This window comes from Paenibacillus planticolens (genome assembly GCF_013141725.1).
GTDB classification, from domain to species: domain Bacteria; phylum Bacillota; class Bacilli; order Paenibacillales; family NBRC-103111; genus Paenibacillus_E; species Paenibacillus_E planticolens.
The window spans coordinates 83531-110365 of sequence record NZ_WHNZ01000048.1; the positions used below are offsets into that span (position 1 = coordinate 83531).

Genomic DNA, 26835 nt, shown 5'->3' on the forward strand with positions numbered 1-26835 from the left:
AAAGGTAAATCAACTTATGCTTTTATCTAAAATACGCCTGACCCTGGTTACCCTACTGCTCTTATCTGTACCGATTTCGGCCTACAGTGCGGAATTAGGAGCGCAAGAGGCGCCGCTATTCTCCTTCTCCGTGCTTAGCGATACGCATATCATAGCCACGGACCAAGTGTCGCAGCAGCTGCTCAGCCGCGCGCTGGCCGATCACCACAAGCTGCGCCCCGACAGCAAGCTGCTCGTGCTCAACGGCGACCTCACGGGCGGCAGCGAGGGCGACTACCGCAGCCTGCTGGCGCTTCTCAGCCGCCAGCCTCATGCCCCTGTGCACGCGACCATGGGCAACCACGACTACTACGGCGTGTGGCGCACGCCGGAGGGTGGCATGGATACATCGAAGATGAATCCAGCCTGGTCCAGCAAGCAAGCGGTCGCGTTATTCGACCGCATGTGGGGCTACGATAAGCCCTACCACGAGCTTATCGTGGAGGGCTATCGCTTCCTCTTCCTTAGCGGGGAAGCGTACCGCGACGTGAACGCATCCAACAAAGAGGATGCGTTCCTCTCGGCCGAGCAGCTCACCTGGCTGCGCGACCGTCTGACAGCCGCGGGCGCGGCGGATGCCGGCAAGCCCGTGTTTGTATTCCTCCATCAGCCGCTGCCGAAGACGCTCGATGGTACGGACCGGGAGCTGGGCGTCGTCCAGCACCAGGAGCTGCGGGCGCTGCTGGATGCGCACCCCAACGTCATTCTGTTCAGCGGCCATACTCACTGGAACTTGGAGACGACCAACCAAGTCAAGCAGTTGAAGTTTCTGGCCGCTTCCAGCGCCTCCATCCGTGAGGTATGGAGCGCTCAGAATGAACCGGAGACGTTAAGCGTCAGCCAGAGCCTCATCGTGGACGTCTACAAGAACCGCGTGGTCATTATGCGCCGGGAGCACTCCGCGAAACGCTGGATTGAGCCCTCCATCGCCAAGGGCTATGACGTCAAATAACAAAAGACTGCGAGACATCAGGCTTCATAGCCTAGTGTCTCGCAGTCTTTTTGGATGATGTTATAGCTTTTCCCGTTGGACGAACTCCAATAAAACTCTCGATATATCGCCTAAATTGCTCCTCCTGTTGGACGTAATCCAACGAGCAGAGTGAATCAGGCGCTAAACAAGTCACTTTCATTGGAATTCATCCAATGAACTGTAGATTTTCCACCGCTAGATGGTATCTTCATTGGACTTCATCCAACGAAACCCGAATCTAACGGGCTCCCCGCTTCCTTTACACTTCAACCTTCGCATACCGGTTAACCGGAATCGGTATGCCTAAGTTGCCACGGAGCGTATCCGCTTCGTATTCCGTCCTGTAGATGCCGCGCTCTTGTAGGATCGGCACAACAAGATCAACGAAGTCGTCCAGGCCTTTTGGCAGTGCCGCAGCAATGATGAAGCCGTCCGCCGCCTTCTGCTCAAACCAGCTCTGAACGCGGTCCGCCACATATTCCGGAGTTCCGGTAAATTCCGAGCGCGGCGTTGCCACACTTAGAGCCACTTGACGCAGCGTCAAATTTTTCTCTTTGGCATTTTGTTTGATTTTATCCGTTCCGCTACGGAAGCTGTTGCTGCCGAAATCGCCTAATTCCGGGAACGGCTCATCCAGCGGATACTGCGAGAAATCGTGATGCTCGAAGAAGCGTCCGAGGTAATCCAGCGCCTTCTCAATCGTCAAGAGATTCGCAACTTCTTGATACTTGCGTTCCGCTTCTTCTTCGGTTCTGCCGATAATCGGCGCGATCCCCGGCAGAATGACGACCTCGTCCGGGTTGCGTCCTTGCTCGGCGGCTCTCTTTTTGATATCCGCATAATACGCTTGCGCTTCTTCTATGGATTCATGCCCGGCAAAAATAGCGTCGGCTACCTTCGCTGCAAATGCCCTGCCATCTTCGGAAGCCCCGGCTTGGAAAATAACGGGCTGCCCCTGTCTGGAACGAGCGATATTGAGCGGACCTTGAACAGAGAAGTATTCGCCCTTATGATTCAGCGTATGCATTTTGTCCGGATCAAAGAAAACTCCGCTCTCTTTATCGCGGACGAACGCATCGTCCTCCCATGAATCCCAAAGCCCGCGCGTAACTTCTAAATATTCGTTAGCAATACGGTAACGCTCAGGATGTGACGGATGCTGTTCTTTGCTATAGTTTTTGGCGGAGCCTTCAAGCGGAGATGTGACGACATTCCAGCCGGCACGACCGTCGCTGATCATATCTATAGAGGCAAACTGCCTTGCCACGGTGAAGGGCTCGCTGTACGAGGTGGATAACGTGCCGACAAGCCCGATATGCGAGGTGACGGCTGCTAAAGCAGACAAAATCGTGATCGGCTCGAAACGGTTCAGGAAATGCGGGATCGATTTCTCCGTAATAAAGAGACCGTCCGCAATAAACACGAGATCAAATTTGCCGGACTCGGCTTTCTGCGCTTGCTGTTTATAAAATCCAAAATTCACACTGGCGTCCGTGATCGCCTCAGGGTGCCTCCAGCCCGAAACATGCCCGCCTACCCCGTGAATAATGGCTCCCAATTTGAGTTTATTCTGCTTTGTCATGCTTTCCCCGTCCTTTCAAAGTATGGCCGCTGTTTGCAGGTGCAGCCGATAGCTTTTTACCAGTACCTCACCTTTTTGTATGTCTTTCTCATAGGCGCGTTCAAAGCCCAGCCGCTCATAGAGCTTTACCGCAGATTCCATCATGTCCGATGTGTGCAAATGCAGCGTTGCTGCCCCTAATTCAATAGCACGCCTAGCGCTTTCTTGGATGAGCGCTGTGGCGACGCCACGCCCTCTCGCTTTGGGCGAAACGGCCAGTAACCGAATAATCGGGGACTGAATTGCGAGCTCCGGCAGCCCGTAAGCCGCTTCGGAAGAGAGAAACAAGAGTGAGCTCCCCACAACCTCACCGTCGATCAAAGCAACGATACGGGCTGCAGGCGTCCCGCCGTCCACGGAGGCGACAATATTCTCTTTATATTGCTCCCACCCTTCAGGAGGCAGCACGTCTTTATACTGCCCATAGGCTTCCTCCAGGACCTTTCGAATCGCATCCCGGTCTCCGTCGCTGGCTTCACGAATTTGAATATCTCTTTCATCCGCCATCTATAAACCCTCCCTATACGTGAGCTTCTGACGTTTCCAATGCGTTCTTAATGCGCGCGATTTGCGCCAGATGAACCTGCACATGTGCCACAAAAGATTGAACCACATCGGTTAATTGCAGCGTTTGTCCTTTGAAATTAACGCCTGTTTTCACCCAATCTTCCGCCGATAATCGTTGAAACAATAGATGGTTATAAACTAATAGCGCCTGGAAAACAGTTAAAATATCGCTTGCCGAGCCTTCATTTGCATACGAGCCACTGACCCATGAATCTTGCTCAAAAGCAGGCAGCTGTACAGCGGACCCCGCTAAAATTTGACGAATTCGAAATGAAACAACAATGTTATGATCCGCCAAATGGGAGAGAACCTCGGTTACGCTCCATTGAACCGGCGAAGCTTTCCATGTCAATTGTTCGGCATTCAGCCCTTGAATGGCAGCATGCAATTGGTCATGCGTTTGCAAATAGGATTGAAAGTCAGGAATGGAATGACTCATGTGGATACCTCCCGTGGAATGTCGGATGCAAGCTCCTGCAAGGCCCGTTCAGCCAAAATGGCAAAATAACGCGCGCTGCCCGGTAAAGCCCGCTCATCTAAATCAAATGCCGGATGATGCCATTCGCGAGACCCTGAAGTCCCCATAAAGACGAATACGCCGGGCACCTTTTTCTGATAAAAAGCAAAATCCTCTCCGGCCGGCGACGACTGCGGCGTGACAACCTGCAAACCTGCCTGTTCAGCGGCTTCAATCGCTAATTGCGCCAACTCCGCATCATTGGACACCGCTGGCGGGCCTTTGATCCAGCGTACGGAAGCTTTCGTCCCATAAGCGGCCGCCACGCCGTGAACGACCTGCTCAAGCCGGGCGATGACCAGCTCTCTTACGCTTTCTTCGAACGTTCGCAGCGTGCCGTCCAGAATGGCTTTATCCGGGATCACGTTCCAAGCTGTACCGCTATGGATGCGCGTCACACTGATGACGGCTTGCTGGAGCGAGCTTATATTGCGGCTAACGATGGCTTGCAAAGCGGTCACGATGTGCGCTCCTGTTACAATCGGATCGATCCCCGCTTCCGGGACGGCTGCGTGAGTGCCCAGCCCTTCCACCTCGATAACAAAACCATCGGCCGCAGCCATCAACGGCCCTGATTTGATGCCAATCGTACCAACCGAAAGATCCGGCTTATTGTGCATGCCATAAATAGCCCGCACGCCTTCCAATGCACCGCTTCGAATCACTTGTTCAGCGCCTTGCGCTTTCTCTTCGGCAGGTTGGAAGATGAACCGGACTGTCCCCGGCAGGTCATTCTCCTGTTCTTTAAGCAGCAGGGCCGCTCCAAGTATCGCCGCCGTATGGAAGTCGTGGCCGCACGCATGCATTTTTCCTGCGACCTTGGAGGCATAAGGAAATCCCGTCTCCTCGTGAATCGGCAAGGCATCTATATCTGCGCGGAGGGCTATAACCGGCCCCGCTTGCTTGCCGCCAACTTCAGCGACCAGGCCTGTTTTGAGCGAATAATCGGCAATTCGAATGCCCGCTTGGGATAACCATGCACGAATCGCCTCCGTCGTTTGGAACTCTTCATTGGACAATTCTGGATTCTGATGTAAATGGCGTCTGATCTCGACCAGCTTGCGTTCGAAATCCGTCCCTAACAGCTCCGGCGTTGAGGGGCTCATCTTTTGTCCTCCTTCCTTACTAGACGGGTAATTCCGCGAAAGCCTCGCTAAGCAGCTCGAAGGAACGCAGCCGTTTGTCAAAATCTTTCACGGACGTCGTGATGATAAATTCATCAATTCCGTATTTGCTCTGCACGTCCAACAAGTGCCGGCGCACAGTTTCTTTCGTTCCCTTCGTAATTTCAGCTTGCTTGACCTCGACGGTGAACTTGGCTTCTGTCTGGCGGCCGTATTCCTCGGCTTGTTCCAGCGTGCCGACCGTTAAGGTTTTGCCATTTTCCAAATGGATTTTGACATTCTTATACTCGCCGGCCAGTTCGGCCGCTTCCTCTTGCGTATCCGCCACGATCAAGGAAAGCGCGAGAATCAGCTTTGGCTGCGTTCCCTTTTCCGCATTGAATCCTTGCTGGTACGCCTCAAATGCCGCCTCGGCAATCGCATGATCGCCATTAATGAATTGAGCGAATACATAGGGAAGGCCTGCTTCGGCCGCCAACTGAGCGCTGGCTACACTCGTTCCGAGGATAAAGATATCCACAGGGACTGTCGGAATCGGCGAAACACGCAGACCTTTCAGCGGGTGATCGTCGTCGAGCCTATTATGAACAAACTGCTGGAGTTCGCTTAATTTGTCGGATAAGGATGCCGCCTCGACAACGCCCTGCTGCAGCGCTTTGGTCGAACGGGGAAGACCGCCCGGTGCGCGGCCTACGCCAAGATCAACCCGGCCTGGGGCAAGCGAAGCCAATACGTTAAAATTCTCAGCCACTTTATAAGGGCTGTAGTGCTGCAGCATAATGCCGCCTGATCCAATGCGAATACGTTCTGTTTTGGCCAGCAAATGAGAGATCAGCACTTCTGGCGAAGACCCGGCTACCTGCTCGGAGTCATGATGCTCCGACACCCAGAAACGATGGTATCCCAATTTATCAGCTTGCTGTACCAGTGAAATCGTATGTTGAAAAGCATCCGAAGCCGTCTCCCCCGGAAAAATGACACTTTGATCCAAAATACTAAGCTTGATTCCCAAGATCGTTCACTCCTTCTGACTTGTCGTTATATGTTGTAGCTCCATTCCGGCGTAAATCTTTTCAGAAACTGTCTCGTCCGCTCTTCCTTCGCACCGCCAAAAATATCCTGCGGCTTGCCTTCTTCGACGATCACGCCTTCATCCATAAATACCACGTGATTGGACACTTCCCGGGCAAAGCCCATCTCGTGCGTGACGATAATCATCGTGATGCCTTCTTTAGCAATTTTCTGAATCACATCCAGCACCTCGCCAACCAGCTCAGGATCAAGCGCCGACGTCGGCTCGTCGAATAAAATCACTTCCGGGTTCAAGGCCAGCGCCCGCGCAATGCCCACCCGCTGCTGCTGTCCGCCGGACAGTTGGCTTGGATATGCGTCCAATTTGCTTCCAAGGCCCACTTTTTCCAGCATCTTCACGCTGGTTTCCTTCGCCTTTTCTTTGGACTGCTTCTGGACGATAACAAGCCCTTCCATCACATTTTCCAAAACGGTTTTATGCTTGAACAGATTGTAATGTTGGAAGACCATCGCTGTTTTTTGGCGTAACGTGTGGATCGCCTTTTTGGAGGGGCGCTTGCAGTTCACGGTAAAATCCCCGATGGTCACCTCGCCGTCATTCGGTCTTTCCAAATAATTCAAGCAGCGAAGCAGGGTTGTTTTGCCTGAACCGCTGGGACCCAAGATGCAGACGACCTCCCCTTTTTGTACAGATAAGTCGATGCCTTTCAGCACCTCATGCTTGCCAAAAGATTTGGTGATATTGGCCATTTGAATCATGCGACGCCCCCCCTGTTATACGAATTGATTCGTTTTTCGAGCAAGCCTGCCGCTCTCTCTATAACGAACGTGATGCCCCAGAACAGCAGCGCTGCAGCGATATAGGCCTCGAAGAACTTCCAGTTGGTCGTTGCTACAATTTGGGCTTTGGCATTGATTTCGACTACGGAAACAGTGAAAGCCAGCGTCGATCCATGCAGCATACCGATCAACGTATTGGATAAGTTCGGCAAGCTGACCGCCAGCGCTTGAGGCAATACGATGCGGCGCAGCGCCTGCGGCGTGGTCATGCCGACGGAATAGGCGGCTTCAATCTGTCCGCGGTTAACGGCGACAATACCCGATCTCACAACCTCAGCCAGATAAGCGCCTGCTGTGATGGAGAAAGATAGGAAGGCAAAGCCGATCATCGGAATGGAAACGGACCGGAAGCTCCAACCCAGCGCTGCTGCAACAGCATCAATGATCATCGGCAATCCGAAATAAATAAGCAGCAGATGCATCAGCATCGGAGTCCCACGGATAAAGGTGACATACCCCGTCGCAATATAATGGAGAAAAGGAACCCGGTATAGTCGGATTAAGGCCACGGCTGTTCCTATTATGAAACCGAAGAAAACAGATACGGCTGTAATGGCTATTGTTGTCGGCAGGGCAGATAACAGCGCGATAAAGGCAGTCCATATGAAAGCGGGATCGATCTTCATGCTTGATAGCCTCCTTTGTCCGGCTGCGAAGCCCATATGCCCTTGAACCATCTGCGTGCAAGCGGCTGCCGTTCTTGGGAAACAATCGGTTGTTCATGCTGGAGCAATCGTTTCTCGATATACACAAACAGCTTCTCCAGCCCGAAACATATCACAAAGTAAATAAGGGATAAGGAAATGTAAGTCTCAATAAAGTGCTGCGTGGCGCTCCCCAGCGTCTGTGCTTTCCCCATTAGCTCCATGGCTCCTAGCGAAAAGGCAAGCGAGGTATCCTTCAAATTTGCGATCAACAGGTTCGTGAAATTAGGGAGAGCAATAGCCACTGCCTGCGGCATAATAATTCTTGTAAAAGCTTGATACCCCGTCATCCCGATGGCGTAGGCCGCTTCCATCTGCCCGCGGTCAACAGCTTTCACTGCAGCTCGGATCACTTCCGAGATATAAGCTCCGGAGTGAAGCGCAAATGTCAGAATGACGAAAGTCAGTACCGGCGCTTTGGAAACGTCCACCTGAATAACCTTCAATATTTCCGGGAGCCCATAATAAATAAGGAAGAGCTGAATCAGGATCGGGGTTCCCCGGAAAAAGGAAACGTAAATCTGCGATAGCCGCTGAAGAACCGATACCTTGTACAGCCGTGGCAGGGCGATGATGAACCCGAAGACGAGTCCGAGCCCCATGGAGCAAGCTACAATGAATAACGTAATGTTGATATAGGACAGCAGTTTGGGCAAAAAGTCGAATACATAGGTGATATCGAATTGGGTTGCCATAATGGCGATCTCACCTTTCTTTTATCTTCTCTGACTTCGGACTATTTCGTATCTTCTTTCTTCGTAAAGTCGCCGCCGAGCCACTGTATGCTAAGCTTCGATAGCGTGCCGTCCGCTTTGATAGCTTTTAGAGCGGCATCGATCTTATCGGCTAAAATCTGTGCGTCTTTATCGTTTTTACGGAATAAGAACCGAACTTCGGCTTCTTCAATAATGGGACCGATGGCTTTCAATTTACTTTGCGGATCCACGAGAGGAAGCAGGAAATCCGCTCCTAATGCGCCGTCGGCGCGTCCGGTAGTCAGCTGGTTCACTAGATCGTTCGCTGCGCCGCTTTGATACACAATTTTGATCGCGTTATTATTGGCTTTGTTGTAGTTTTCAAGAAGGGTTGCCTCTGCGCTGGTTGCCGTCGTTAATGCTTTCTTCCCCTTCAGGTCATCAATCGACTTAATCGTTGTGTTGTCCTTAGCTACAATCACTTTGGTTTTCCAATAGGCGTACGGCTCGTTATTAAAAAGGTACTTCTCTTCCCGCTCCTTGTTCTTCTCAATTTCATGAGCAACGAAGTCGATTTTATTGGTTTCGAGGCTGAGGAGCAGGTTGGCGAAGTCCATAGTTTTAAACTCAAACTCATATTCCGGCAGGCGCTTATCCAGTTCTTTGACCAATTCAATATCATAACCGGTAAGCTTGCCGTCTTTATCCAGGAACGCCACATTAGGAAACTGAGTGCCTGTTCCAACGATAATCTTCTTCACTTTGACCGGCTCAGCCGCTGCTGCTGTGTTGGCAGGCGCTTTCGACCCTTCGGCCGCAGCTGCTTTGGGGGATGCCCCCGTTTCCGTGCTTTTCGAGCCGCAGCCTGCTGCTACCAGTGCTAAAGCTAGTGTGGTTACGGCAAGTGTTGTTAGTTTCTTCATCATAAACCCTCCATCATAGTCATCTATTTTAATGTTTATAATTCCTACCTGTTTTGTATGAATTATAGCTATGCATTTAATTTATCATCAAGTTCCCCAACTGGATAATAGAGTTTTTCTATATACATATTCAATAATCGAATCGCTTCTTAAGTCACGGACGCGATGCTTCGGCAAATATCCAGTGCGCTATTGAAAAACGACCCGCTCTCCCCGTTCAAGGCGATGATGTTCGTCTGCAGGGAAATACCCGATATTTCGGGAAAATCAATCGGGAACAGCTCCTTGTTCTGAACTTCCCGTTCGACGCATAAAGCTGGCAAAAAAGCGATACCTGCGCGCTGCAGCACCAATTTCTTGGCCGTTTCCAAATTATCCGTTTGAACTTCAATAATCGGAGGCTGGCTCATGCTGGCAAATAACCGGTGGATGCGCATCCAGTCCAAGGAGCCGCATTCGAAAAAGACAAGCGGGTGCTCGCCAATCTCTTCAATCGAAACGGCACTGCGGCCTCTAAAAGGATGATCCTCATACACGTATAATCGTATTGGATCTTCATAAACCTTCGTCGACAGGAGATTAGGATGGCTGATGTTTCGAACAAAGCCCACATCCAATTCGCGGTTCAGTACCTTGTTGACAATATCATCCGTAACGGCAGTCGTTAACTTGAAATTGACGTCCGGATATTTACGCTTCATCTTCGGCACGAATTCGGGAATAATGTAGTTCGAAACAGAAACCGTACAACCTATCCGGAGCTCATTGGGCAGCGTTCTTTTTTGCTTTAATTGGATTTTGCTCTTTTGAAAAGTTTGCAGAAGCTGCTGCGCATAAGGCAGAAACTTTCTCCCCTCATCCGTCAAAGAAATCTGCTTCCCGATGCGGTCGAATAGCCGGCAATCAAGCTCGCGTTCAAGCGATTGTATGCGCGCAGTGACGGAAGGCTGGGACAGGAACAACGCTTCCGCCGCCTTGTTAAAGCTGCCGTAATGAATCACATAAACGAATGCTTCAATATTCTCGATATTCATGGAGGGCCCCCATTACTTAGGAATGTATTTAATTTTAATTATTCCTATATACTAACTCGGAATTAAAGTTGTTATTACTATATGCCATCTCCTATAGGGTGTCAATATATAAAAACGCCGCCTCCTATACCCCGTATCAACGGGGAAGGAATGCGGCGTTTCGTGTAAGCTGCATGGATAGAAAGCAGCTTTTCAGCCTTAGTTCGTTGCAGCAGGAGCCTGCGCTGCTCCATCATTCGAAGGCTTGCTTTGCTGGCCTTTATGGCCGAAGCCTTTTTGCTCGACTTGTTTCTTGATGTTATCCGTCATGGAGTCTTTGATCTTGCTGATCAGATCATCTTCGCTGATTCCTTTGGCAGCAGCCACGTCTGCAAGGGATTTGCCCGCTTCCAGCTCGGTTCTCAGCTCCTCTTGCGTGATACCCAGAATCTGCGTTACAGCTTCAGAGTTCCCGAAGAATCCACCGCCGAAGCCACCGGGGCCTCCAGGTCCGCGATGATCGCCGCCCCGGCCGCCGAAGCCTTCTTCAGGGCGCGTGCTTTGCACTTGCTTGGTGATACGGTCGGAGAGGCCGGAAAGCATTTTATCCGCTTGGTCCTGCGTCAGCTTGCCCGCTGTTACCTCAGCGTTGACCGCTGTTGTTTCCGCTGCGACCAGCTTCGCCACGTAGTCCGCTTCAGTCAATCCTTTTTCCACCGCGAAAGCTGATAAAGTTTTGCCTGCCTTTAAAGCTTCCTGCACAGCGCTTTCCTCAACGCCCAGGATGGTTGCGGTTTGCTCAAGAAGATTGCTGCCATGCCCTTTGCCGCCGCGATCGCCGCCTGGGAAGCCGCCCATGAAGCCGCCTTTGAACCCGGTTCCGTCAATCTGCTTCGTTAACTGATCGGAGAGACCTTTCACAATTTTGTCCGCTTGCTCTTGTGTGATTTTACCCGAAGTCACCTCGGCTGTGATCGATGCTGTCTCTGTGGCGACCAGTTTTTGCAAATAGTCGTCTTTCGTCAGGCCCTTCTCTTCTGCAAATGCCGCCAACGTTTTGCCGGATTTCAATGCTTCCTGCACAGCGCTTTCCTCAACGCCCAGGATGGTTGCTGTTTCTTTCATGACGTTCCCGCCGCGGAAACCGCCGCGATCTCCTCCGAAGTCTCTAGCTCCTTTGCCCGGACCTGCTTTTTGACCCGTTGCACTCGTGGAACCGCTTGTTACCGTATCTGCAAATGCCTGATTATGTAGGGCTCCAACAAAACCGACACCAAGTACAAAAGAAGCGATCAATGAACCTGTAAGAATTTTTCTGGAGATATTTTTCATCGTTTGTTTCCACCTTTTCGTTTATTATTTGTTTCTTCCTTACAAAACCAAGTATAGACGCCTAATCTGAATCTGATCTGAGCATAAACTGAAGATTGGTTGAGAGGATTCTGAGGATTGGCTGAAAAAGGAAATTGACATGGGATGCTAACCCGAATGGGCTGAAATTGTCCACGTATCAGGTATCCCTCTGTCCGAAACAATCCATTTTCACGAGGGAGAGGGAACTATGATCCGCTATTCATCGTCCAAGTGTCAATTTGGCAATTGAGTGGGAACAACGGTCCGCTATTTGATCACTTTCAGCTAATTGCAGCCTTTTCCGGGCAAATAAGACCCCACAGTTCTACTCCGGAACCAGATCTTTCCGATTTGGCACAAATAGAGCCCTGTAGTTCCCATAAAAATCATAAGTTAAAGCGCAGCGGGTCAACCTCCATCTTCCATAGGAAAAACTCCCGTTATTTCAACCGGATCTGGGTTTACACGACGTTTAACCGGAATTCCTCCTGCTAAATGGCAGGATTCCCCAAAAAAAACATTGTGTAAGAGCAATATAGCCGGAACATTTCCAGTTAAATTCTCTTACATCTAAAACCATCTCAAAATAGCAGGAGGTTTTCCCGTTATTGTGGAGTCCCCCCCTCCTAAACAGCGCATAAAAGCCCCACCCCGGCACAAGCGCCGAGATAGGGCTTCTTTCATTTAGTCGCAGGGAGCAGCACTTTAAAGGTGGTCCCCTCCCCGACTACACTACGTACTTCGATCGATCCGCCATGAAGCTGAACAATGGAATGGGTGATCGATAAGCCCAAGCCTGCGCCGCCGCTCCGTCTTGCACGGGAGGTATCGATGCGGTAGAACCGGTCAAATAGATGCGGGAGATGCTCAGGGGAAATCCCCTCTCCGTTGTCATGGACCGCAATTTCTACGAACGATGGCGTTTGCGTGAGCGTCAGCCCGACCTGCCCCGTGGAAGGGGACGTATGCTGAACGGCGTTGTGAAACAAGTTGAGCACAACCTGCTTGATTTTATCTGGATCATACAGACATCGGGTCTGAGGCGCTAAGCGGAAAGTGACGGTTCGGTCTCCTGCCAGTAGACGAAGTTGAGGCTCCATTTCATGCAGCGTCTCGTCGAGCACCCCTTCCGTCTTCTGGAAGGTAGGTGAACGGTCAAGCCGCGCGAGCAAAAGCAGATCCTCGACCAATTTGTTGATCCTGACGGATTCGCCGTGCATGCTTTTCAGAGCTTTCAACAACTGCTCCGGTTGTTGATACGCCCCGCGCAGCAGCACCTCCAGAAAACCGTGAATAGAAGTCAGCGGCGTGCGCAGCTCATGTGAAGCGTCTGCCGCAAAGCGGCGCATGAGCTCCTTCGCTTCTTTTTCCGCCTCGAAAGAAACCTCCAACCGCTCTAACATCCCATTAAAAGAGGCCGCCAGACGATCCATTTCCACCTGTCCCTGATTCGCTGGGAACCGTTCATTGAGATTGCCTGCATCAATCTGCTTTACAGTTTCCACCATGTTGGAGAGCGGAACGAGCGTTCGCCGCAGGACGGGGAGGAAGCCCAACAGACCGAACACCATCGCTAACAAAGACAGGAAAATAAAAGTAAGCAGCTGCTGTACCAGCACATCCCGGATCGGGGCGACACTGATGCTCGCTTGAATGAGGCCCTGAATACCCTGCCCGCCAGGTCCGCCGGGTCCTCCGCGGGATCGTTCGGGCTCTCCGCCGATCTGATGAAAGACAACGAGCTGAGCATTGCCGCTTTCATCCTTGATAATGCGGTGATCCAGCTTCGTTTTCTTTTGCATGAGCGACATATATTCCTCTTGCGTCAACTGAGGTGTCGGCTGCTCGAACGGTGAGGAAATGAGTTTATAATTCCCTCTTTCATCTATAAAAGCAATCGACAATTCCGATACGAAAATCCGCTCCTGAGCGTTCCCAAAACCGGACCGGTTATCGCGATTCGCATCCGGTTTGGGGAACACTGGGCTTTGCGGATCTCCTGCTACCATTCCCAAACGCCACATGTTCGGGGGGAGCGCAGCAAGCTGATTGCGAATCGTCTCCGCTTTGTTCTGATACATGAAACGCTGCATGACGACATATTGAAAAACACCGATGAGCAGCAGCAGCACAGACAGGACCAGCAGGGTCCTGGACAGCAGCTGAAATTTCAAAGAGCCCGTCACAAATAGATCGGCAAACCGGCCCTTCCTTCTCATGCCAAATCCATCCGGTAACCTGCGCCGCGAATCGTACGAATCAACTTATGTTCTTTATCGTTCAGCTTATCGCGCAGCGACCGGATGTACACCTCCACAATGTTCTCTTCGCCTCCAAAGTCATAGCCCCAAACCTTATCGAGAATCATCGATTTGCTTAGCACAAGTCCATGATTGATGGCCATAAATTTAAGCAATTCATACTCCGTAGGGGACAGCTCCAGCACTTTATCATGGAGGCTGATCTCCTTGCGCCGGTCATCCATACGAAGCGGTCCGATCACAACCTCGCCGAACAGATTCGGAAAATGATTTCGAATTCGCGCATAAATGCGGGCCAGCAGCTCTTCAAAGCTGAACGGTTTGACCATGTAATCGTCTGCGCCGATCGTAAGCCCCTTCACGCGATCATCAATTTCGTCCTTCGCTGTCAGCATGATGACGGCGACGTTTTCCGTTTTTTTGATCATGCGGCATACTTCGAACCCGTCCATCCCCGGCATCATCACATCCAGAATGGCGATATGCGGCTGAAATTTGTTGCATGTCGTAATGGCGGAAAGGCCATCCGCTGCGGTCATGACCTCGAAGCCTTCATTCGTCAGACCTAATTCCAAAAACTCTAAAATATGAGGCTCGTCGTCAACGAGCAAAATTTTGATTCCTTTTAATTGGCGCATGGGTGTTCCTCCCGTGTTCGATTCGATACTTAGACGATTTCTATAGTCAGTATCCCATATCCTGCCTAAAAGCAACCTGAGCAGAAGCTGAAAGGTTGCTGAATGTAAGAATCCCTTGGCCGGCGCCTCCTCCCCATCCGGTTGGGCCAGATTTTTCAGTATTTCTTCAGCTAACTATCAATTGGATCTCAGTTTATCCATCTATAATTAGGTTCATCAATGTGAGGACATCAAAGAAAAGAGGAAAACCTTATGGAGCCAACTACACCCTCCTTTCATTCGTTTCATTTCCACACGCAGGAGTCCGAAATCGAATTGCTGCTCCGCTGTGAGGAGAAAGAGCGCACGCTCATTACCAAGTTAACCGACGATTGGTTTCGCCATGTCGAAAAGCGATTCAACCCTATGCTGGCTGACAGTGAGATCTCGCTCCTGAATACATTAGCGGGCGAAAATTGCATGGTCTCTAATACGATGCTAGAGGTCCTTTTTTTAGCTGAAATGTACCAAGCGGTAACCGATGGCTTCTATAAGCCTCTCTTAAATAACGGCATGCAGGCTGCTCCGCTTCTAGAGTGGGAAGTAGATCCGGCTAATAAATCCATTAGGCTCCCTCAGAATACGAACATTCATTTAAAAGGACTAGAACACGGTTGGGCGGTTAAACGCTTAGCCGAATATATGCGGAGAGATCTTTCCCTGGATCAAGGCCTCGTTCTGGCCGGAGGAGAGATCACTGTTTGGGGCCGGAGCTCGGAGGGGATAGACCCGTGGATTATCGGCATTCAAAGCCCCTGGCAAGGGGACGCCAAGCTGGGTGCCGTCGCTCTGCCCGAGGGCTCCCTCTCCACCTACAGCCACTTGGAAAATCCGGAGGCAAGCACAGAAACCGATGTCGTGCAGTGCACCGTTGCCGGTCAAGATCTCGTGGAGTGCCATGTATGGGCAAGAACGCTGGCCAGACTCGGCGTAGACGAAGGGCTGGCACTGCTCGCTAAACGCACCTCCATGTGCGAAGCCGTTGTGCTGACGGCCAAACAAGAGCTGCATTATTTCGGGAAAAAAGCTTCGCTCCAACGAAGATGGCTGGACATGCGCATCGACCATTATCACTTTCAAGATAAGGTATCTTAAGGTTATGCAACCCTTATCCACATAATTGCTCACATTATCCACAATGGAATTATGATTTACCCACAAATTTCGCGATTTTATCAACAACTTATCCACAGGTTGTGAGTAAGAACGAAATCATGATACAATTTTTCAAAAATGAACTCGAGGTATTCTATGATTTATGATGTCATCGTCATCGGCGGAGGCTCGGCCGGCCTCATGGCCAGTATCGCGGCAAGCCGCCAAGGAGCCAAGGTTCTCCTCCTGGACAAAGGGGATAAGCTCGGCCGCAAGCTCGGCATCTCCGGCGGCGGCAGGTGCAACGTAACCAATAACAAAGACATGGATGAACTTATTAAGCATATCCCGGGCAACGGGCGCTTCCTATATAGTGCTTTGACGCAGTTTGGCAACAGGCACATCATCGATTTTTTTGAAGGTCTTGGGATCCGGCTGAAAGAAGAGGATAACGGCCGTATGTTTCCTGTCAGCGACAAGGCCAAAACCGTCGTAGACGCGTTGATCGGCCAAGTTCGCAAGCAGGGTGTCGAGATCCGGATGAGCAGCCCGGTCAAAAGGGTCCTGTACCAAGACGGCAGCGTCCAAGGCGTCCAGCTCCACTCGGGCGAGAAGATGAACAGCCGCGCTGTTGTCATCGCCTCGGGCGGATGCTCTGTCCCGCACACCGGCTCCACCGGAGACGGTTATGCGTGGGCCGAGGCCGGCGGGCATACGATTACGCAGCTCTTTCCGACCGAGGTTCCGCTGACCTCGAAGGAAGCATGGATCCGCAGCCGTGAGCTGCAAGGGCTTTCCTTGCGGGAGGTAACGCTGTCCGTGTGGAACGCCAAAGGAAAGGCCGTCATCTCCCACCGGGGGGATATGCTTTTCACTCACTTTGGGTTGTCAGGCCCGATTGCCCTGCGCTGCAGCCAATTCGTTGTTAAGGAGCTTGCCAAAACCGAGCGTAAGGAAGTTCTGCTCACCGTAGACCTCTTCCCCGATCTGAGCATGGATGATTTGTATAAGGAAAGCATGTCGATGGCGAAAACCGATGCCAAAAAGGCGATCAAAAACGTGCTGAAACCGCTCCTGTCCGAGCGTCTGATCCCGATGCTGTTGGAGCGGTCCGGATTGGACGAACAGCTCACGTACGACAACATTCCGAAGCAAAAGTGGCTTGACCTTTGCAAGCTCATGAAAGCATTCCCCGTGCACATTCACGGAACGCTTTCGATCGAAGAAGCTTTCGTTACAGGCGGCGGCGTGCATCTCAAAGAAATCGACCCGAGCACCATGCAGTCGAAGCTGGTGAACGGACTGTATTTCTGCGGAGAGGTGCTTGATATACATGGCTACACAGGCGGTTATAACATTACGGCTGCCTTCTCGACTGGATATATGGCCGGCCAGAGCGCGGCGCAGCAATGAGAAAAACCGTCAGTTGACGGTCTTTGGGGCGGCTGACTTTGATTAACAGGAAATACTACCGCTAGCTGATATGAAAGAAAAAGGACCCGCATCCACCGGATGCAGGTCCTTCTTCTTTTTATATCGAATTAAGCTGTTGCCGCTTCAAGATCATCTTCCTCGTCACGATCAAACGCCGCGCGGTCGAATTCGCCTTCGGACTCCGCTACAAGCAAAGCTGTAACTGTTGTACCTGTTGCATTAACTGCTGTACGACCCATGTCGATCAGCGCCTCGACGCCAAGCACAAGACCCATACCTTCCAAAGGCAAGCCAAGAGCCGTCAATACAACTGTCGTCGAAATGGCTGCTGGTCCCGGAACGCCGGCCACACCAATGGAGGAAATGACGCTGACCAAGATCAGGATGATATACTCGGACGCGCTAAGCGGAAGGTTGTAAACCTTCGCTACGAAAATCGCCACAACCGCCGGCCAAACGCCGCCGCAGCCGTTGAAGTTCATTGTCGCGCCGAGAGGTGCTACGAAGCTGGCAATACGCGGCGATACGCGAAGGCGCTTCGTGATAACTTCCAAGTTCACCGGCAGCGTTGCATAGCTGCTTCGTGTTGTGAATGCGACAGCGATCGTCGGATACGCTTTTTTGAAAAACTTAATAGGGTTAACTTTCGCTACTAGAAGCACCAAGCCTCCGAAAATCAATACGAAGTGAATGAGCAAGGCTACATAAGAAGTGACGATAATTTTAGCCAGTGGAGCAAGTGTTTCCAGGCCGTATTTCGCCGCCATACCCGCGATCAGTGCATACACACCGTAAGGTGTCAAACGAATAACATACTTAACGACTTGGTGAATCACCGCTGTTGCGGATGTAATAAACGCTTTAACGGCTGCTACGCTTTCCGGCTTCTTGGAACCAACGTGCACAATCGCTACGGCTACGAAGATCGCGAAGATCAGTACCGGTACGACTTTTCCTGTCGCCATATCGTTAATCGGGTTGGATGGCACCAAATCCAGAATAACTTGGGAGAACGTCGGAATTTCTCTTACTTTAAAATCTTTCGGAACAGCCTGTGCAATCCCGTTACCCGGATCGATGGCCAGCGCAACGACCAAACCGATGATCGCTGCAATTCCTGTCGTCAACAAGAACCAGCCGATTGTTTTCAGCCCCAGCTTGCGAAGCTGGCCTAGACTGGATAGAGAGGAAATACTGTTAATAACTAGGATAAGTACAAGAGGCATAACGAGCATTTTGATCAAGTTAACATAAATCGTTCCGATCGTGGAGACACTTTTGTACTCCAAATGCAATTGGTTGAACGCTACACCGGCCACGAGACCAAGACCTAATCCGATGAACACGCGGTTACCGAAGCTTACTCTTTTTCTTCCCAAGAAAACGAGCAAACCAATAATGAGTATTGATACGACTAAGCTGACCCAGTTCGTTGAAAATGCGGTGACCAGGTTGTTTTTCACTAGAATCATCTCCTTAATTCCTACGTTCTTACTCGGTTTTATGGGATAAGAATATGACAGAAGAAGTTACATGTCAATGGTTAATTTTAAGAAAGAGCAAAAAAACCGAATTTTACCCTCGGAAATCCGAGATAAAATGCGGTTTTTAAGCATAATACTTGTCCAATCACGAACAAAAATTACATTGTATGCCGCGCCCCTCCCCTTTTGCCGAGGAATCAACAGCGATTGGGAACTACAGGGCGCTATTTGAGCTAAATAGGCTGTATTTGGGCTTTAGACGGAACTGCAGGGTCTAATTGCCCTCAAAAAGCGCATACTGGTGCCCAACTAGTTAGAATAGCGGACCATAGTTCCCGCTCATGGGATGAAACGTCGATTGCATAAGAAATAGAGGACTATAGTTCCCATTCGCTCCATCAGCCCTATTTCAGATCCGAATACCGGCGCTGAAATGGTTATAATCATCCGAGGACGGGTCGAATGCCGCTTCTTCCTCGCTCGGCACGGCGTCGGCGTCTCGCGCTGAGGCGTAGCTGTCGGGCCAGTCCTCATTCACGGTGTGCGCCGGAATGCGGATGGAGCCCTCCAAATCGTACGCCATAGCGAAGGTCGATGGCTCGGACTGCTGGGGCTCCCGCTCCACCAGGCGTCCGCCGTGCGACTGCGCGATCTCGAGCGCCGAGGTCATTTCCTGGTCATCGAGATGGATATGCAGCGTCGTCCGCTCACCTTCTAGCAGCTCCGGCTTATAGCCGAGCTCCTCCAGTGTGTCGAGCGCCAGAAGCGCATCCCGCTCTTTATCAAATTCAAAAAAGATTGGAACAAAGTTCGTCATCTCATAGCATCCTTTCTTCCTCTAAATGAAAAGTCTGCCATTAGCTTCTGCAACTTGTTCTTCGCCTATTCTACTTGATGGCTTGCTGCACGATTTGGAGCAGCTCCGCATGGTACTCTGGCACAGCAGCCACGATGTAAGCCGGCTTGCCCTGCCCATTGCCGACTCCCTCATTGCATCTTGCATTCGCACCTTCTCCTGCCGCACCCGCCTCGCCAAGCAAGTCAAGCGAATTGCCGTCAAAATCCGTCACCTTCACGCCCGCCTCCTGCGCAAGCAGCAAACCCGCATACAAATCCTCGCCTTCAGAGTTGTACAGGGCAATACCGTGCAGGTCGCCTCTGGCCAGCATCGCCCAAGTCAAAGAAGGAGCCCACATGCGCAGCACCCTTTTCACGGAATGTTCGAGATGATGCCTCAGCGTTAACGCTCCTTGGTCGTCTTTGCCAACGGCATGCCCTTGAATCCAGGAGAGGGTGGATTTAGCCAGTGCTCCGCTCGGCTTCGCCGCCAGCTGGATGCCATCCTGCCAAGAGCCTTCTCCCTTCAAGGCAGCGTATGTAATCCCAAGAGCCGAATCATGAACAACGCCGAGTACAATCCGGCCCTGATAGCTTAACGAGATGGAAACTCCATACAGCGGTATTCCCAAAGCGAAGTTATTCGTTCCATCCAACGGGTCCACATGCCAAACCCAATCGCTGGCCGCGCCGCCTTCCCCGGCTTCTTCGCTGTAGATGCGATGGGTCGGAAAAACCGCCATGATCTCATCTACAATCAACCGGTCCGCCTTCACATCAACCTCCGTAACCAAATCGCCGCGCTCATCCTTATGTTGAACTGTCAACTTACCGCCAAAATGCTCTCTTGCCAAATCTCCTGCTTTGGACGCCGCTTTCACGGCAACTTCCTTAGCCAATGACCACTCGTTGCGATTCATTTCCTCAGGGCCCCTTTTAATCATTTAGTCCGCTTTAACCATTTTACCATATGTTCCCTGCAAAAGTTCCCTCGTGTGAAGCTTCTTACATTGACAAGCAGCCTCTTCATAAGTGATAATATAGCAAAATCTTAAGCGATATGAGCAGTCGAAAGGGGCATTACGGGCATGGTAAAGCATCATCAACACAAGATTTTGGATTGTACGATTCGGGACGGCGGTTTGGTGAATGATTGGGATTTTAGCGTGGAGTTTGTCCAAGACATGTATCGCGGCTTAAGTGCAGCCGGTGTAGAATATATGGAGATTGGTTACAAAAATTCGGAAAAACTGCTGAAAGGCGGAGCATCCGGTCCATGGAGATTTTTGAATGAAACTTTCCTGCGTGATGTCATTACTACAAAGACAGATACAAAACTGTCTGCGCTTGTAGATATCGGCCGCGTCGATGAGAAAGACATTTTGCCTCGTGAAGACAGCTTACTGGATCTGATCCGCGTCGCTTGTTATATCAAAGATGTGGACAAGGGTCTTGAGCTTGTGCAAAAGTTCAACGACATGGGCTATGAAACGTCCCTAAATATCATGGCTCTTTCCCACGTGATGGAAAACGAGCTGATTGAAGCTTTCGAAGAAATTAACAAAAGCCCGGTTGACGTTGTCTACATTGTAGACTCCTACGGCAGCATGGCTCCTAAGGATATTGATTACCTAGTAACCAAATTCCAACGCCTGCTTCCTGAAAAAGAGCTCGGCTTGCATATGCATAACAACATGCAGCTTGCTTTCGCGAACACGATTACCGGCGCATCCAGTGGCGTAACCTTCTTGGACTCCTCCGTGTACGGAATGGGTCGCGCTGCAGGAAACTGTACGACAGAATTGCTGCTCAGCCACTTGAAAGGCGCGCGCTACGACATCCGTCCAGTGCTCGAGATTATTGAAAAGCACATGATCACGATGCGTGAGAAATGGGATTGGGGCTACCTCATTCCTTACATGATCGTAGGTGCACTCGATGAGCACCCGCGCACAGCGATGGCGCAGCTCAGCTCCGCAGAAAGAAATAACTTCGTAGATTTCTATGACCGTTTGACATCCGTTGAGACAGCGCCTGTTATTAAAAAAGGCTAATCCGTTCTCCGAAATAACCCCCTTGTCGACCATTCATAAGGCATCGCCTTTGAGTGTCTCAGCAAGGGGGTTTTGGCATTTACGCACAGTTGTTATTTGATAATTTTGGCTGACACGACGTAGTCCTCCGCATATTCCCGCTCAATCAGGAATGTGAAATCCTCTTCCTCCCGGCGCACGCTCCCTTTTTTGCGGAATACTTCTATATATTCACTGTCAATAAGCTGTGTACAATGCTCATCCGCATAGATCAAGCCGCTCTCCAAACGTTTGAGCGCTTCGACCATCACTTCGCGCGACTTTAATCCGCCTTCGATTTCCACATAGACTCTTCCGGTCGCGTCATGATCCTGCAGCAAAATCGCCACTCGCTGTATGGCCTTGGCGCGTGTTCTTTTATTCGGTGATATGCTCATCTGTTCTGCTCCTTTATCAGTCTTCTCAGTGCTAGTTTATGTCACAAAGGGTGAACGCGGACTAGGCATATGAACGCTCTATGCAAGACTGGGCTGCAGGGGCTTCGAGTGCATGTATGTAAAACCGGGGAACCTGAGAAACTAAGACGAGGAATGGACGCCGCTATTTAGCGGGAGCTGGGAGTGAAATCTTTTCGCATGAGCCGCATATTGCTGATCGAGGACGAAGAACGCATCGCTCGCGTGCTGAAGCTGGAGCTTGAGCATGAGGGTTATGAAGTACATACGCAATCAGACGGGCGCACAGGACTGGATGCTGCCTTATCTGAGCCCGAGTGGGATCTTATTCTGCTGGACGTTATGCTCCCTGAGCTCAGCGGCCTTGAGGTTCTGCGCCGTATACGCCAGGTAAACGCTATTCTGCCTATTATTTTGCTGACGGCTCGCGATGCCGTGTCGGACAGGGTCAGCGGATTGGATCAAGGAGCAAACGATTATGTTACGAAACCTTTTGCCACGGTCGAATTGCTGGCACGCATCCGCAGCCTGCTGCGGCAGCGAAGCTTGCAGGATCAGCCGGCAGAGGAGCCTTACTCGCTGAAAATCGACGACTTAACGATGGACTTGAAAAGCCGGTCCGTAGTCCGAGAAGGGGCGGCTATTGAGCTTACGCCAACGGAGTTTGAGCTGCTGCGCTTTCTCATTCAGCACCAGGATGAAGTGATGACGAGGGAACAGATTATTTCCGAGGTTTGGGGTTACGATTTCGTGGGCGACACGAACGTGGTTGACGTCTATATTCGTTATCTGCGGCAAAAAGTGGACAAGCCCTTCTCCTCCAAGCTGATACAGACGATCCGCGGGGTCGGTTATTTGATGAAGGCAGAGCCCTCGCAAACTGAGGAGGCAGATGACGGATCTGTCGCAAAAGAGAAGCCCTTATGAGTCTCAAGCTGAAAATTACATTAGGCGTTACCGTCGGGCTTATGCTGATCCTTTTTATCAGCTTTACCTTTGTCTACTATATGTTCATTCGGGTGACAACCAAAGGTGAAGCCGATTTGCTCAAGGAAAAGGCTAAAGCGCTGTTGATGAAGGATTTGCCGAGTCATCCGGAGTATTGGCAGAACAATTCTCAGATGGAAGAGCTCCTTATCCCGCAGGAAATGCTTCGCTATATCGCTCCGGATTCGAAAGTCATCCATCAAATTTATTCGGACGAAAAGCTGCTTCGCTACCCCGTCACCTATGTGAACAAAGAAACGGTAACGGTAGAAACCGCGTCGGACGGAATTTTTGTTTTTGTCAAAATGCCTGTTTTTAAAGAAGGGCATCAAATCGCTACTCTAGAAATTGGCCGGAGCTTGCGAAGATTGGGCGAATATGCGGACATGCTCATCTCTGTCCTACTTTTAACCTCCATTGGAACGTTGATTCTGGCTCTCATCGGGGGTTATTTCTATACGAACGTCCTCTTCCGCCCCCTCCAGCATTTCGTTAGCACTATGCAGAACATTGAGCAGAGCGGCTCTTTCCGGCATATCCCCCTGCCTGCGAAGAAGACGAACGATGAAATGATATTGCTTGGCGCCACATTCAATAGAATGATAGACAGGCTGCAGGACATGTTTCAAAAGCAGGAGCAATTTCTTGCCGATGCCTCCCATGAGCTGCGCACACCGCTGACCATCATTGAAAGCTATGCAAGTTTGCTGCGAAGATGGGCTTCCCACGACGAGACATTGCGGGAAGAAGCGCTCGAAGCCATTATTTCCGAATCTGCCCAGCTGAAGCTGCTTACCCAAAATCTGCTTTCCCTCACGGATGTTGTCCGGGAAAACTGTGAGCAGGAGGTTACCTTCGATCTGCTTCCTCTTGCCCGGCAAATCGTGACTTCGCTTCGCATCACATCCGGCAGAGAAATCGAGATACAGTCGGAGCCGGATCAACAAGAGCTCCAAATGGCGGGCGACTCTAATAAAATTAGGCAGCTGCTTATTATTTTGCTTGATAATGCGCTTAAATACAGCCAACAAAAAGTCATCCTCTCCATCGGTCTCACCGAAGACCAGTGGGTCGTTCTCGAAGTCATCGATCAAGGCATCGGCATTGCTGAAAGCGATATCCCTCACCTGTTCGACAGGTTCTACCGCAGTGATAAAGCAAGGAATCGCAAGCAAGGCGGCGCAGGATTAGGACTCGCTATCGCCCAGCATATCGTGCAGAAGCATGGGGGGTCCATTGAGCTCAAAAGCCGCTTGGGAGAAGGGACTTCCGCTATTGTGAAGCTGCCGGCAACGTGTCAATAAAAACTTTTTAATAGGATTCTCATGGTTTTCTCAGAAAACACAAAAAATCCAGCCATACCACACAGAAAGGGATTACAAGGTAAATAATAGGCGGAATTTCATCTGGTATACTTGGGTCATGTCAACGAAACAGCCACAAGTTACTCATATAGAAGAGTCTGGCGAAGCAATTCCAAACAACTCAACTCTAGGAGGAAACCAAGATGAAAAACCAACATAACTGGTACAAAAAACTAGCATTAACGGCGCTGACCGTTTCCATAGGACTTTCTGCAGGTATGATTTCCGCACCTCATCAAGCTGACGCAGCGACGAATACAACAACCATTCAAGCATCGGCTACGGCAACTTCCCGTGCCAGCCAAGTCATCAGCATCGGTAAGAAGTACCTGGGAAGACCGTACCAATTCGGGGCAAAAGCAGGCCAGACCAACACATTCGACTGTTCGTCTTTCACGCAATATGTATTCAAACGCATAGGCGTTAACTTGCCGCGGAATTCCAAAAGCCAATCCAAAGTAGGCACTTACGTATCCAGAAGCAACCTTCGCGCTGGCGATCTCGTGTTCTTCTCGATCCCGGGCAAACCGGGCGTTATTAACCATGTAGCCATCTACATGGGGAACGGCAACATCCTGCACACTTACGGCGCCGGCGGCGTGCGTATTACGAAGCTTTCAAGCGGAACTTGGTCATCCCGTTACATGACCGCTCGCCGCGTGCTTTAAGAAAATAAACCAGGAGCTAAGCGCGTATACGTGCTTAGCTCCTTTTTTTACTGCTGCCACTTCCTATTGTCGATATCCCTAAGAGGAAGGGAACTACAGGGCGCTATTTGGGCTCGATAGGCTGTTTTCAGGTTCTTGGAGGAACTACAGGGACTTATTAGCACCAAGTAACCTTCACACCGCGTTAAGTTAGCGAAATAGCGGAACAGAGTTCCCTCTAAATGGCCAACTGGCTTATTTCAAGGCAAATAGCGGACTATTGTTCCCTTTCTCCCCACAAGCACTACTCATTCCTCTTAATACCGGATATACGACTCAATATAATTTTCCTTCAATCCGCGTTTACGCACCTTGATCTGCAGCTGACGCTGTTTGTAGCTGACTCTTGCCGTTCTTGGAAGCACAAGCGTCGGCATCTTCACAATCCGGCTCTTGCCGTTTAGAAAGCCGCTCAGCTTCAGCTGATTTGATTTTACAAACACCCGAAGCGCCCTTGGATCTTCGTCTTTAGCGACTTTCACTTTAATAATGACATGTTCATGCGTTTCAAACACTTCCGCACCGAAGGAGTCGTGAGACGAAACGTTCGCATCCATAACCGGCATCGCTTTTTTCAGCATGTCCTGTACATATCCCTCAACCCACGTCATATTATCTAGAAAGGTCTGCCCTTTTTCACCGAAAGGCAGCTTTTGCCCAAGAAACTTTTCGATTTGCTCCCACTTCAGCCAAGGATGGCGATTAAACCCGCTCAAACCCATCACCTCATTTTCTCTTGCAGTATATGTGCCTGCGTCCTGATGTGACACCAATCTGATTTACAGGACACATCTGGGCGAATACCCTCATATACTGCATGGTGATAAGCCTGAGGCAAGGGAGGCCGAAAATGCCATCTATCGTAGGTAATGTAAAGATCCTCAGCGTCGGTTCCAGCTCTGTCGTCCAATTCGGCGACACCTTCATCATCGCGCCTAACAGTTCCGCCAAAACATTCGCAGGCGCAGGCTCCTTTAATACAGGAGATTTCCCGCGTGTCTATAATGTGTACAGTGCAACCATCACGAACGATTCGGATCTTATCGAAACCAACGCCACTAGCGGATTCATCGTCTAGGATGAGCGATTCCAAGCATAGCGGGGTGTTCCTCCTCCATGAACATGATCATTCATCAAACCATCATGATTCAAAATCTGAAAGTGAACTCCGTGGCCAACTCCTCCGTCCTCCAAATCGGCACCGCGGGATCCATTCGTTCATTATCCAATCTATATAATACAGGCGGCTTTGTTGAGCCTACCCCAGAGCTTGGTTCCAGCCCGGTAAACCCGGTTGCTCTCGTTCGTTTGCCTCCTCCAAGCTGACGGCGCTGCCCTCGGTGCCGCAAGCATCAGCATTCTTGCCATACAAAGCTTCCACATGAAACCGGAAGGAGGTGCCATACATGCATAACTCAATCACATGGCAGCAGTGGGCCCAGCAGCTCTCCGCCTATATTGAAATGCAGAAGCAGCGTATCGATAAACTGGAGCAAACGGTCACCAAGCTGCAAGCCGAACTCAACGCTCTAAAAGACCAAAAACGATTCCACATTGATAAAATCGAATATAAATTCGATCAGCTCAAAGTCGAAAAGCTGGAAGGAACCTTAACCATAGGCATCAGCCCGAGTTCGCTGGACAATGTCGAAGATTTCACGGTCAATGGCGCCCCGGTAGGCAAGGATGCCGGGCAGGATCAGAATCCTTTCCATCAAGGATCAGGGCAGGAGCTCGGGATCGGGCCTGAGCAGGCTGACATTAGACAAGGGCCCACGAATAACCATCAGGGGACCAGCATAAAGCAGACGGTTACCAACAGCATTTCCCATTATCTGCAGTATGAGCTCCACTCCGATATGCTGAATCTGGAAAATAAGTACCAGTATCATCTGGATGAAGATTACAAAGACCTCATCGTTGAAGATATTCGTAAACAACTGGATACCCGCATCCAACATTATGTCAACCAATACCGCGGCGTCGGCTTCAAAGAACCAATGGAAGCTGTAACGACCAGCATTATTGATAAAACAAAGCAAGACATCATCAGTGCGATTGAAAGTTACCTATCAAGTCTACCAAGAAAAGAGGGCTAGC

Annotated in this window: 28 protein-coding genes; 10 read left to right on the forward strand and 18 right to left on the reverse strand. The window is 50.6% G+C overall.

Translation table 11 applies throughout. From position 1 onward, the window contains the following. The first annotated feature begins 16 nt into the window (after positions 1–16). On the forward strand, positions 17–991 hold the full coding sequence (locus tag GC097_RS23330; protein WP_171685704.1) for a metallophosphoesterase family protein: 975 nt from the start codon (positions 17–19) through the stop codon (positions 989–991). Positions 992–1271: 280 nt separating this feature from the next. On the opposite strand, the gene GC097_RS23335 is transcribed toward GC097_RS23330, so the two are convergent. From GC097_RS23335 to GC097_RS23395, 13 genes are all read right to left on the reverse strand, one after another. After that, positions 1272–2594, reverse strand: coding sequence for an LLM class flavin-dependent oxidoreductase (locus GC097_RS23335; RefSeq protein ID WP_171685705.1), 1323 nt, complete (start codon positions 2592–2594; stop codon positions 1272–1274). A gap of 15 nt (positions 2595–2609) precedes the next feature. Then, positions 2610–3140 carry a GNAT family N-acetyltransferase gene (locus GC097_RS23340; RefSeq protein WP_171685706.1) on the reverse strand — a complete coding sequence of 177 codons (531 nt, stop codon included), beginning with the start codon at positions 3138–3140 and terminating at the stop codon, positions 2610–2612. Positions 3141–3153: 13 nt separating this feature from the next. After that, entirely contained in the window at positions 3154–3639 is a 486-nt protein-coding gene (locus GC097_RS23345; protein ID WP_171685707.1) for a DinB family protein, read from the reverse strand. Then, positions 3636–4823, reverse strand: coding sequence for an amidohydrolase (locus GC097_RS23350; protein ID WP_171685708.1), 1188 nt, complete (start codon positions 4821–4823; stop codon positions 3636–3638). The genes GC097_RS23345 and GC097_RS23350 overlap by 4 nt, the downstream gene beginning before the upstream one ends. Positions 4824–4842: 19 nt before the next feature. Next, positions 4843–5853 (reverse strand): LLM class flavin-dependent oxidoreductase, encoded by a 1011-nt coding sequence (locus GC097_RS23355; RefSeq protein WP_171685709.1) that lies wholly within the window; start codon positions 5851–5853, stop codon positions 4843–4845. A gap of 26 nt (positions 5854–5879) precedes the next feature. After that, positions 5880–6632 carry an amino acid ABC transporter ATP-binding protein gene (locus GC097_RS23360; protein WP_171685710.1) on the reverse strand — a complete coding sequence of 251 codons (753 nt, stop codon included), beginning with the start codon at positions 6630–6632 and terminating at the stop codon, positions 5880–5882. Then, entirely contained in the window at positions 6629–7339 is a 711-nt protein-coding gene (locus GC097_RS23365; protein WP_171685711.1) for an amino acid ABC transporter permease, read from the reverse strand. Before GC097_RS23365 ends, GC097_RS23360 begins: the two co-directional genes overlap by 4 nt. After that, positions 7336–8112, reverse strand: a complete 777-nt coding sequence (locus GC097_RS23370; RefSeq protein WP_171685712.1) for an amino acid ABC transporter permease — start codon at positions 8110–8112, stop codon at positions 7336–7338. The genes GC097_RS23365 and GC097_RS23370 overlap by 4 nt, the downstream gene beginning before the upstream one ends. 41 nt (positions 8113–8153) lie before the next feature. Further along, positions 8154–9035: a transporter substrate-binding domain-containing protein gene (locus GC097_RS23375; RefSeq protein WP_171685713.1), complete on the reverse strand. Its 882-nt coding sequence runs from the start codon at positions 9033–9035 to the stop codon at positions 8154–8156. Between the two features lie 149 nt (positions 9036–9184). Next, a complete protein-coding gene (locus tag GC097_RS23380; protein ID WP_171685714.1) occupies positions 9185–10069 on the reverse strand; it encodes a LysR family transcriptional regulator in 885 nt (294 codons plus the stop codon). 198 nt (positions 10070–10267) lie between these two features. Then, positions 10268–11380, reverse strand: a complete 1113-nt coding sequence (locus GC097_RS23385) for a hypothetical protein (protein ID WP_171685715.1) — start codon at positions 11378–11380, stop codon at positions 10268–10270. A gap of 701 nt (positions 11381–12081) precedes the next feature. Continuing rightward, the gene (locus tag GC097_RS23390) at positions 12082–13620 is read right to left on the reverse strand and encodes a sensor histidine kinase (RefSeq protein WP_171685716.1); all 1539 of its coding nucleotides are present in this window, start codon (positions 13618–13620) and stop codon (positions 12082–12084) included. Further along, entirely contained in the window at positions 13617–14300 is a 684-nt protein-coding gene (locus GC097_RS23395; protein WP_171685717.1) for a response regulator transcription factor, read from the reverse strand. The genes GC097_RS23390 and GC097_RS23395 overlap by 4 nt, the downstream gene beginning before the upstream one ends. A gap of 252 nt (positions 14301–14552) precedes the next feature. On the opposite strand from GC097_RS23395, the gene GC097_RS23400 reads away from it, so the two are divergent. Next, positions 14553–15434 (forward strand): FAD:protein FMN transferase, encoded by an 882-nt coding sequence (locus GC097_RS23400; protein ID WP_171685718.1) that lies wholly within the window; start codon positions 14553–14555, stop codon positions 15432–15434. 156 nt (positions 15435–15590) lie between these two features. Next, the gene (locus GC097_RS23405) at positions 15591–16847 is read left to right on the forward strand and encodes a BaiN/RdsA family NAD(P)/FAD-dependent oxidoreductase (RefSeq protein WP_171685719.1); all 1257 of its coding nucleotides are present in this window, start codon (positions 15591–15593) and stop codon (positions 16845–16847) included. A 128-nt stretch (positions 16848–16975) separates the two neighbouring features. Here GC097_RS23405 and GC097_RS23410 read toward each other — a convergent pair whose 3' ends face one another. The 3 genes from GC097_RS23410 to GC097_RS23420 all read right to left on the reverse strand — a co-directional run bounded on the left by GC097_RS23410 (position 16976) and on the right by GC097_RS23420 (position 20109). Continuing rightward, the gene (locus tag GC097_RS23410; protein ID WP_171685720.1) at positions 16976–18331 is read right to left on the reverse strand and encodes a dicarboxylate/amino acid:cation symporter; all 1356 of its coding nucleotides are present in this window, start codon (positions 18329–18331) and stop codon (positions 16976–16978) included. Positions 18332–18761: 430 nt separating this feature from the next. Next, positions 18762–19169, reverse strand: coding sequence for a hypothetical protein (locus GC097_RS23415; protein ID WP_171685721.1), 408 nt, complete (start codon positions 19167–19169; stop codon positions 18762–18764). Between the two features lie 70 nt (positions 19170–19239). Further along, the gene (locus GC097_RS23420; RefSeq protein ID WP_171685722.1) at positions 19240–20109 is read right to left on the reverse strand and encodes an inositol monophosphatase family protein; all 870 of its coding nucleotides are present in this window, start codon (positions 20107–20109) and stop codon (positions 19240–19242) included. 168 nt (positions 20110–20277) lie between these two features. Here GC097_RS23420 and GC097_RS23425 point away from each other — a divergent pair, with 168 nt between their 5' ends. After that, positions 20278–21243, forward strand: a complete 966-nt coding sequence (locus GC097_RS23425; RefSeq protein WP_171685723.1) for an aldolase catalytic domain-containing protein — start codon at positions 20278–20280, stop codon at positions 21241–21243. Positions 21244–21335: 92 nt separating this feature from the next. Here the strand turns inward: GC097_RS23425 and GC097_RS23430 are convergent, their stop codons facing one another. Then, positions 21336–21659: a hypothetical protein gene (locus GC097_RS23430; protein ID WP_171685724.1), complete on the reverse strand. Its 324-nt coding sequence runs from the start codon at positions 21657–21659 to the stop codon at positions 21336–21338. Positions 21660–21857: 198 nt separating this feature from the next. Between GC097_RS23430 and GC097_RS23435 the strand changes: the two genes are divergently transcribed. The 3 genes from GC097_RS23435 to GC097_RS23445 all read left to right on the forward strand — a co-directional run bounded on the left by GC097_RS23435 (position 21858) and on the right by GC097_RS23445 (position 24696). Then, positions 21858–22604: a response regulator transcription factor gene (locus tag GC097_RS23435; protein WP_171685747.1), complete on the forward strand. Its 747-nt coding sequence runs from the start codon at positions 21858–21860 to the stop codon at positions 22602–22604. Then, the gene (locus GC097_RS23440) at positions 22601–23968 is read left to right on the forward strand and encodes a sensor histidine kinase (RefSeq protein WP_171685725.1); all 1368 of its coding nucleotides are present in this window, start codon (positions 22601–22603) and stop codon (positions 23966–23968) included. The genes GC097_RS23435 and GC097_RS23440 overlap by 4 nt, the downstream gene beginning before the upstream one ends. Before the next feature lie 203 nt (positions 23969–24171). Next, positions 24172–24696, forward strand: coding sequence for a C40 family peptidase (locus GC097_RS23445; protein ID WP_246294419.1), 525 nt, complete (start codon positions 24172–24174; stop codon positions 24694–24696). Positions 24697–24992: 296 nt separating this feature from the next. Here the strand turns inward: GC097_RS23445 and GC097_RS23450 are convergent, their stop codons facing one another. Next, complete coding sequence (locus tag GC097_RS23450; RefSeq protein ID WP_171685726.1) at positions 24993–25451, reverse strand: hypothetical protein; 459 nt, start codon at positions 25449–25451, stop codon at positions 24993–24995. A 134-nt stretch (positions 25452–25585) separates the two neighbouring features. On the opposite strand from GC097_RS23450, the gene GC097_RS23455 reads away from it, so the two are divergent. The 3 genes from GC097_RS23455 (at position 25586) to gerPC (ending at position 26834) form a co-directional block, all read left to right on the forward strand. Beyond that, positions 25586–25813 carry a spore germination protein gene (locus GC097_RS23455; protein WP_171685727.1) on the forward strand — a complete coding sequence of 76 codons (228 nt, stop codon included), beginning with the start codon at positions 25586–25588 and terminating at the stop codon, positions 25811–25813. A gap of 38 nt (positions 25814–25851) precedes the next feature. Then, positions 25852–26061 carry a spore germination protein GerPB gene (locus GC097_RS23460; protein ID WP_171685728.1) on the forward strand — a complete coding sequence of 70 codons (210 nt, stop codon included), beginning with the start codon at positions 25852–25854 and terminating at the stop codon, positions 26059–26061. An 80-nt stretch (positions 26062–26141) separates the two neighbouring features. After that, positions 26142–26834: a spore germination protein GerPC gene (gerPC, locus tag GC097_RS23465; RefSeq protein WP_171685729.1), complete on the forward strand. Its 693-nt coding sequence runs from the start codon at positions 26142–26144 to the stop codon at positions 26832–26834. The last annotated feature ends 1 nt before the right edge of the window (position 26835 follow it).

Excerpts from the sequence above, each read along its gene's own strand:
- GC097_RS23330 (WP_171685704.1), top strand. The coding sequence starts at position 17 with ATGCTTTTATCTAAAATACGCCTGACCCTGGTTACCCTACTGCTCTTA.
- GC097_RS23335 (WP_171685705.1), bottom strand. The coding sequence starts at position 2,594 with ATGACAAAGCAGAATAAACTCAAATTGGGAGCCATTATTCACGGGGTA.
- GC097_RS23340 (WP_171685706.1), bottom strand. The coding sequence starts at position 3,140 with ATGGCGGATGAAAGAGATATTCAAATTCGTGAAGCCAGCGACGGAGAC.
- GC097_RS23345 (WP_171685707.1), bottom strand. The coding sequence starts at position 3,639 with ATGAGTCATTCCATTCCTGACTTTCAATCCTATTTGCAAACGCATGAC.
- GC097_RS23350 (WP_171685708.1), bottom strand. The coding sequence starts at position 4,823 with ATGAGCCCCTCAACGCCGGAGCTGTTAGGGACGGATTTCGAACGCAAG.
- GC097_RS23360 (WP_171685710.1), bottom strand. The coding sequence starts at position 6,632 with ATGATTCAAATGGCCAATATCACCAAATCTTTTGGCAAGCATGAGGTG.
- GC097_RS23365 (WP_171685711.1), bottom strand. The coding sequence starts at position 7,339 with ATGAAGATCGATCCCGCTTTCATATGGACTGCCTTTATCGCGCTGTTA.
- GC097_RS23370 (WP_171685712.1), bottom strand. The coding sequence starts at position 8,112 with ATGGCAACCCAATTCGATATCACCTATGTATTCGACTTTTTGCCCAAA.
- GC097_RS23375 (WP_171685713.1), bottom strand. The coding sequence starts at position 9,035 with ATGAAGAAACTAACAACACTTGCCGTAACCACACTAGCTTTAGCACTG.
- GC097_RS23380 (WP_171685714.1), bottom strand. The coding sequence starts at position 10,069 with ATGAATATCGAGAATATTGAAGCATTCGTTTATGTGATTCATTACGGC.
- GC097_RS23385 (WP_171685715.1), bottom strand. The coding sequence starts at position 11,380 with ATGAAAAATATCTCCAGAAAAATTCTTACAGGTTCATTGATCGCTTCT.
- GC097_RS23390 (WP_171685716.1), bottom strand. The coding sequence starts at position 13,620 with ATGAGAAGGAAGGGCCGGTTTGCCGATCTATTTGTGACGGGCTCTTTG.
- GC097_RS23395 (WP_171685717.1), bottom strand. The coding sequence starts at position 14,300 with ATGCGCCAATTAAAAGGAATCAAAATTTTGCTCGTTGACGACGAGCCT.
- GC097_RS23400 (WP_171685718.1), top strand. The coding sequence starts at position 14,553 with ATGGAGCCAACTACACCCTCCTTTCATTCGTTTCATTTCCACACGCAG.
- GC097_RS23405 (WP_171685719.1), top strand. The coding sequence starts at position 15,591 with ATGATTTATGATGTCATCGTCATCGGCGGAGGCTCGGCCGGCCTCATG.
- GC097_RS23415 (WP_171685721.1), bottom strand. The coding sequence starts at position 19,169 with ATGACGAACTTTGTTCCAATCTTTTTTGAATTTGATAAAGAGCGGGAT.
- GC097_RS23420 (WP_171685722.1), bottom strand. The coding sequence starts at position 20,109 with ATGAATCGCAACGAGTGGTCATTGGCTAAGGAAGTTGCCGTGAAAGCG.
- GC097_RS23425 (WP_171685723.1), top strand. The coding sequence starts at position 20,278 with ATGGTAAAGCATCATCAACACAAGATTTTGGATTGTACGATTCGGGAC.
- GC097_RS23430 (WP_171685724.1), bottom strand. The coding sequence starts at position 21,659 with ATGAGCATATCACCGAATAAAAGAACACGCGCCAAGGCCATACAGCGA.
- GC097_RS23435 (WP_171685747.1), top strand. The coding sequence starts at position 21,858 with ATGAGCCGCATATTGCTGATCGAGGACGAAGAACGCATCGCTCGCGTG.
- GC097_RS23440 (WP_171685725.1), top strand. The coding sequence starts at position 22,601 with ATGAGTCTCAAGCTGAAAATTACATTAGGCGTTACCGTCGGGCTTATG.
- GC097_RS23445 (WP_246294419.1), top strand. The coding sequence starts at position 24,172 with ATGAAAAACCAACATAACTGGTACAAAAAACTAGCATTAACGGCGCTG.
- GC097_RS23455 (WP_171685727.1), top strand. The coding sequence starts at position 25,586 with ATGCCATCTATCGTAGGTAATGTAAAGATCCTCAGCGTCGGTTCCAGC.
- GC097_RS23460 (WP_171685728.1), top strand. The coding sequence starts at position 25,852 with ATGAACATGATCATTCATCAAACCATCATGATTCAAAATCTGAAAGTG.
- gerPC (WP_171685729.1), top strand. The coding sequence starts at position 26,142 with ATGCATAACTCAATCACATGGCAGCAGTGGGCCCAGCAGCTCTCCGCC.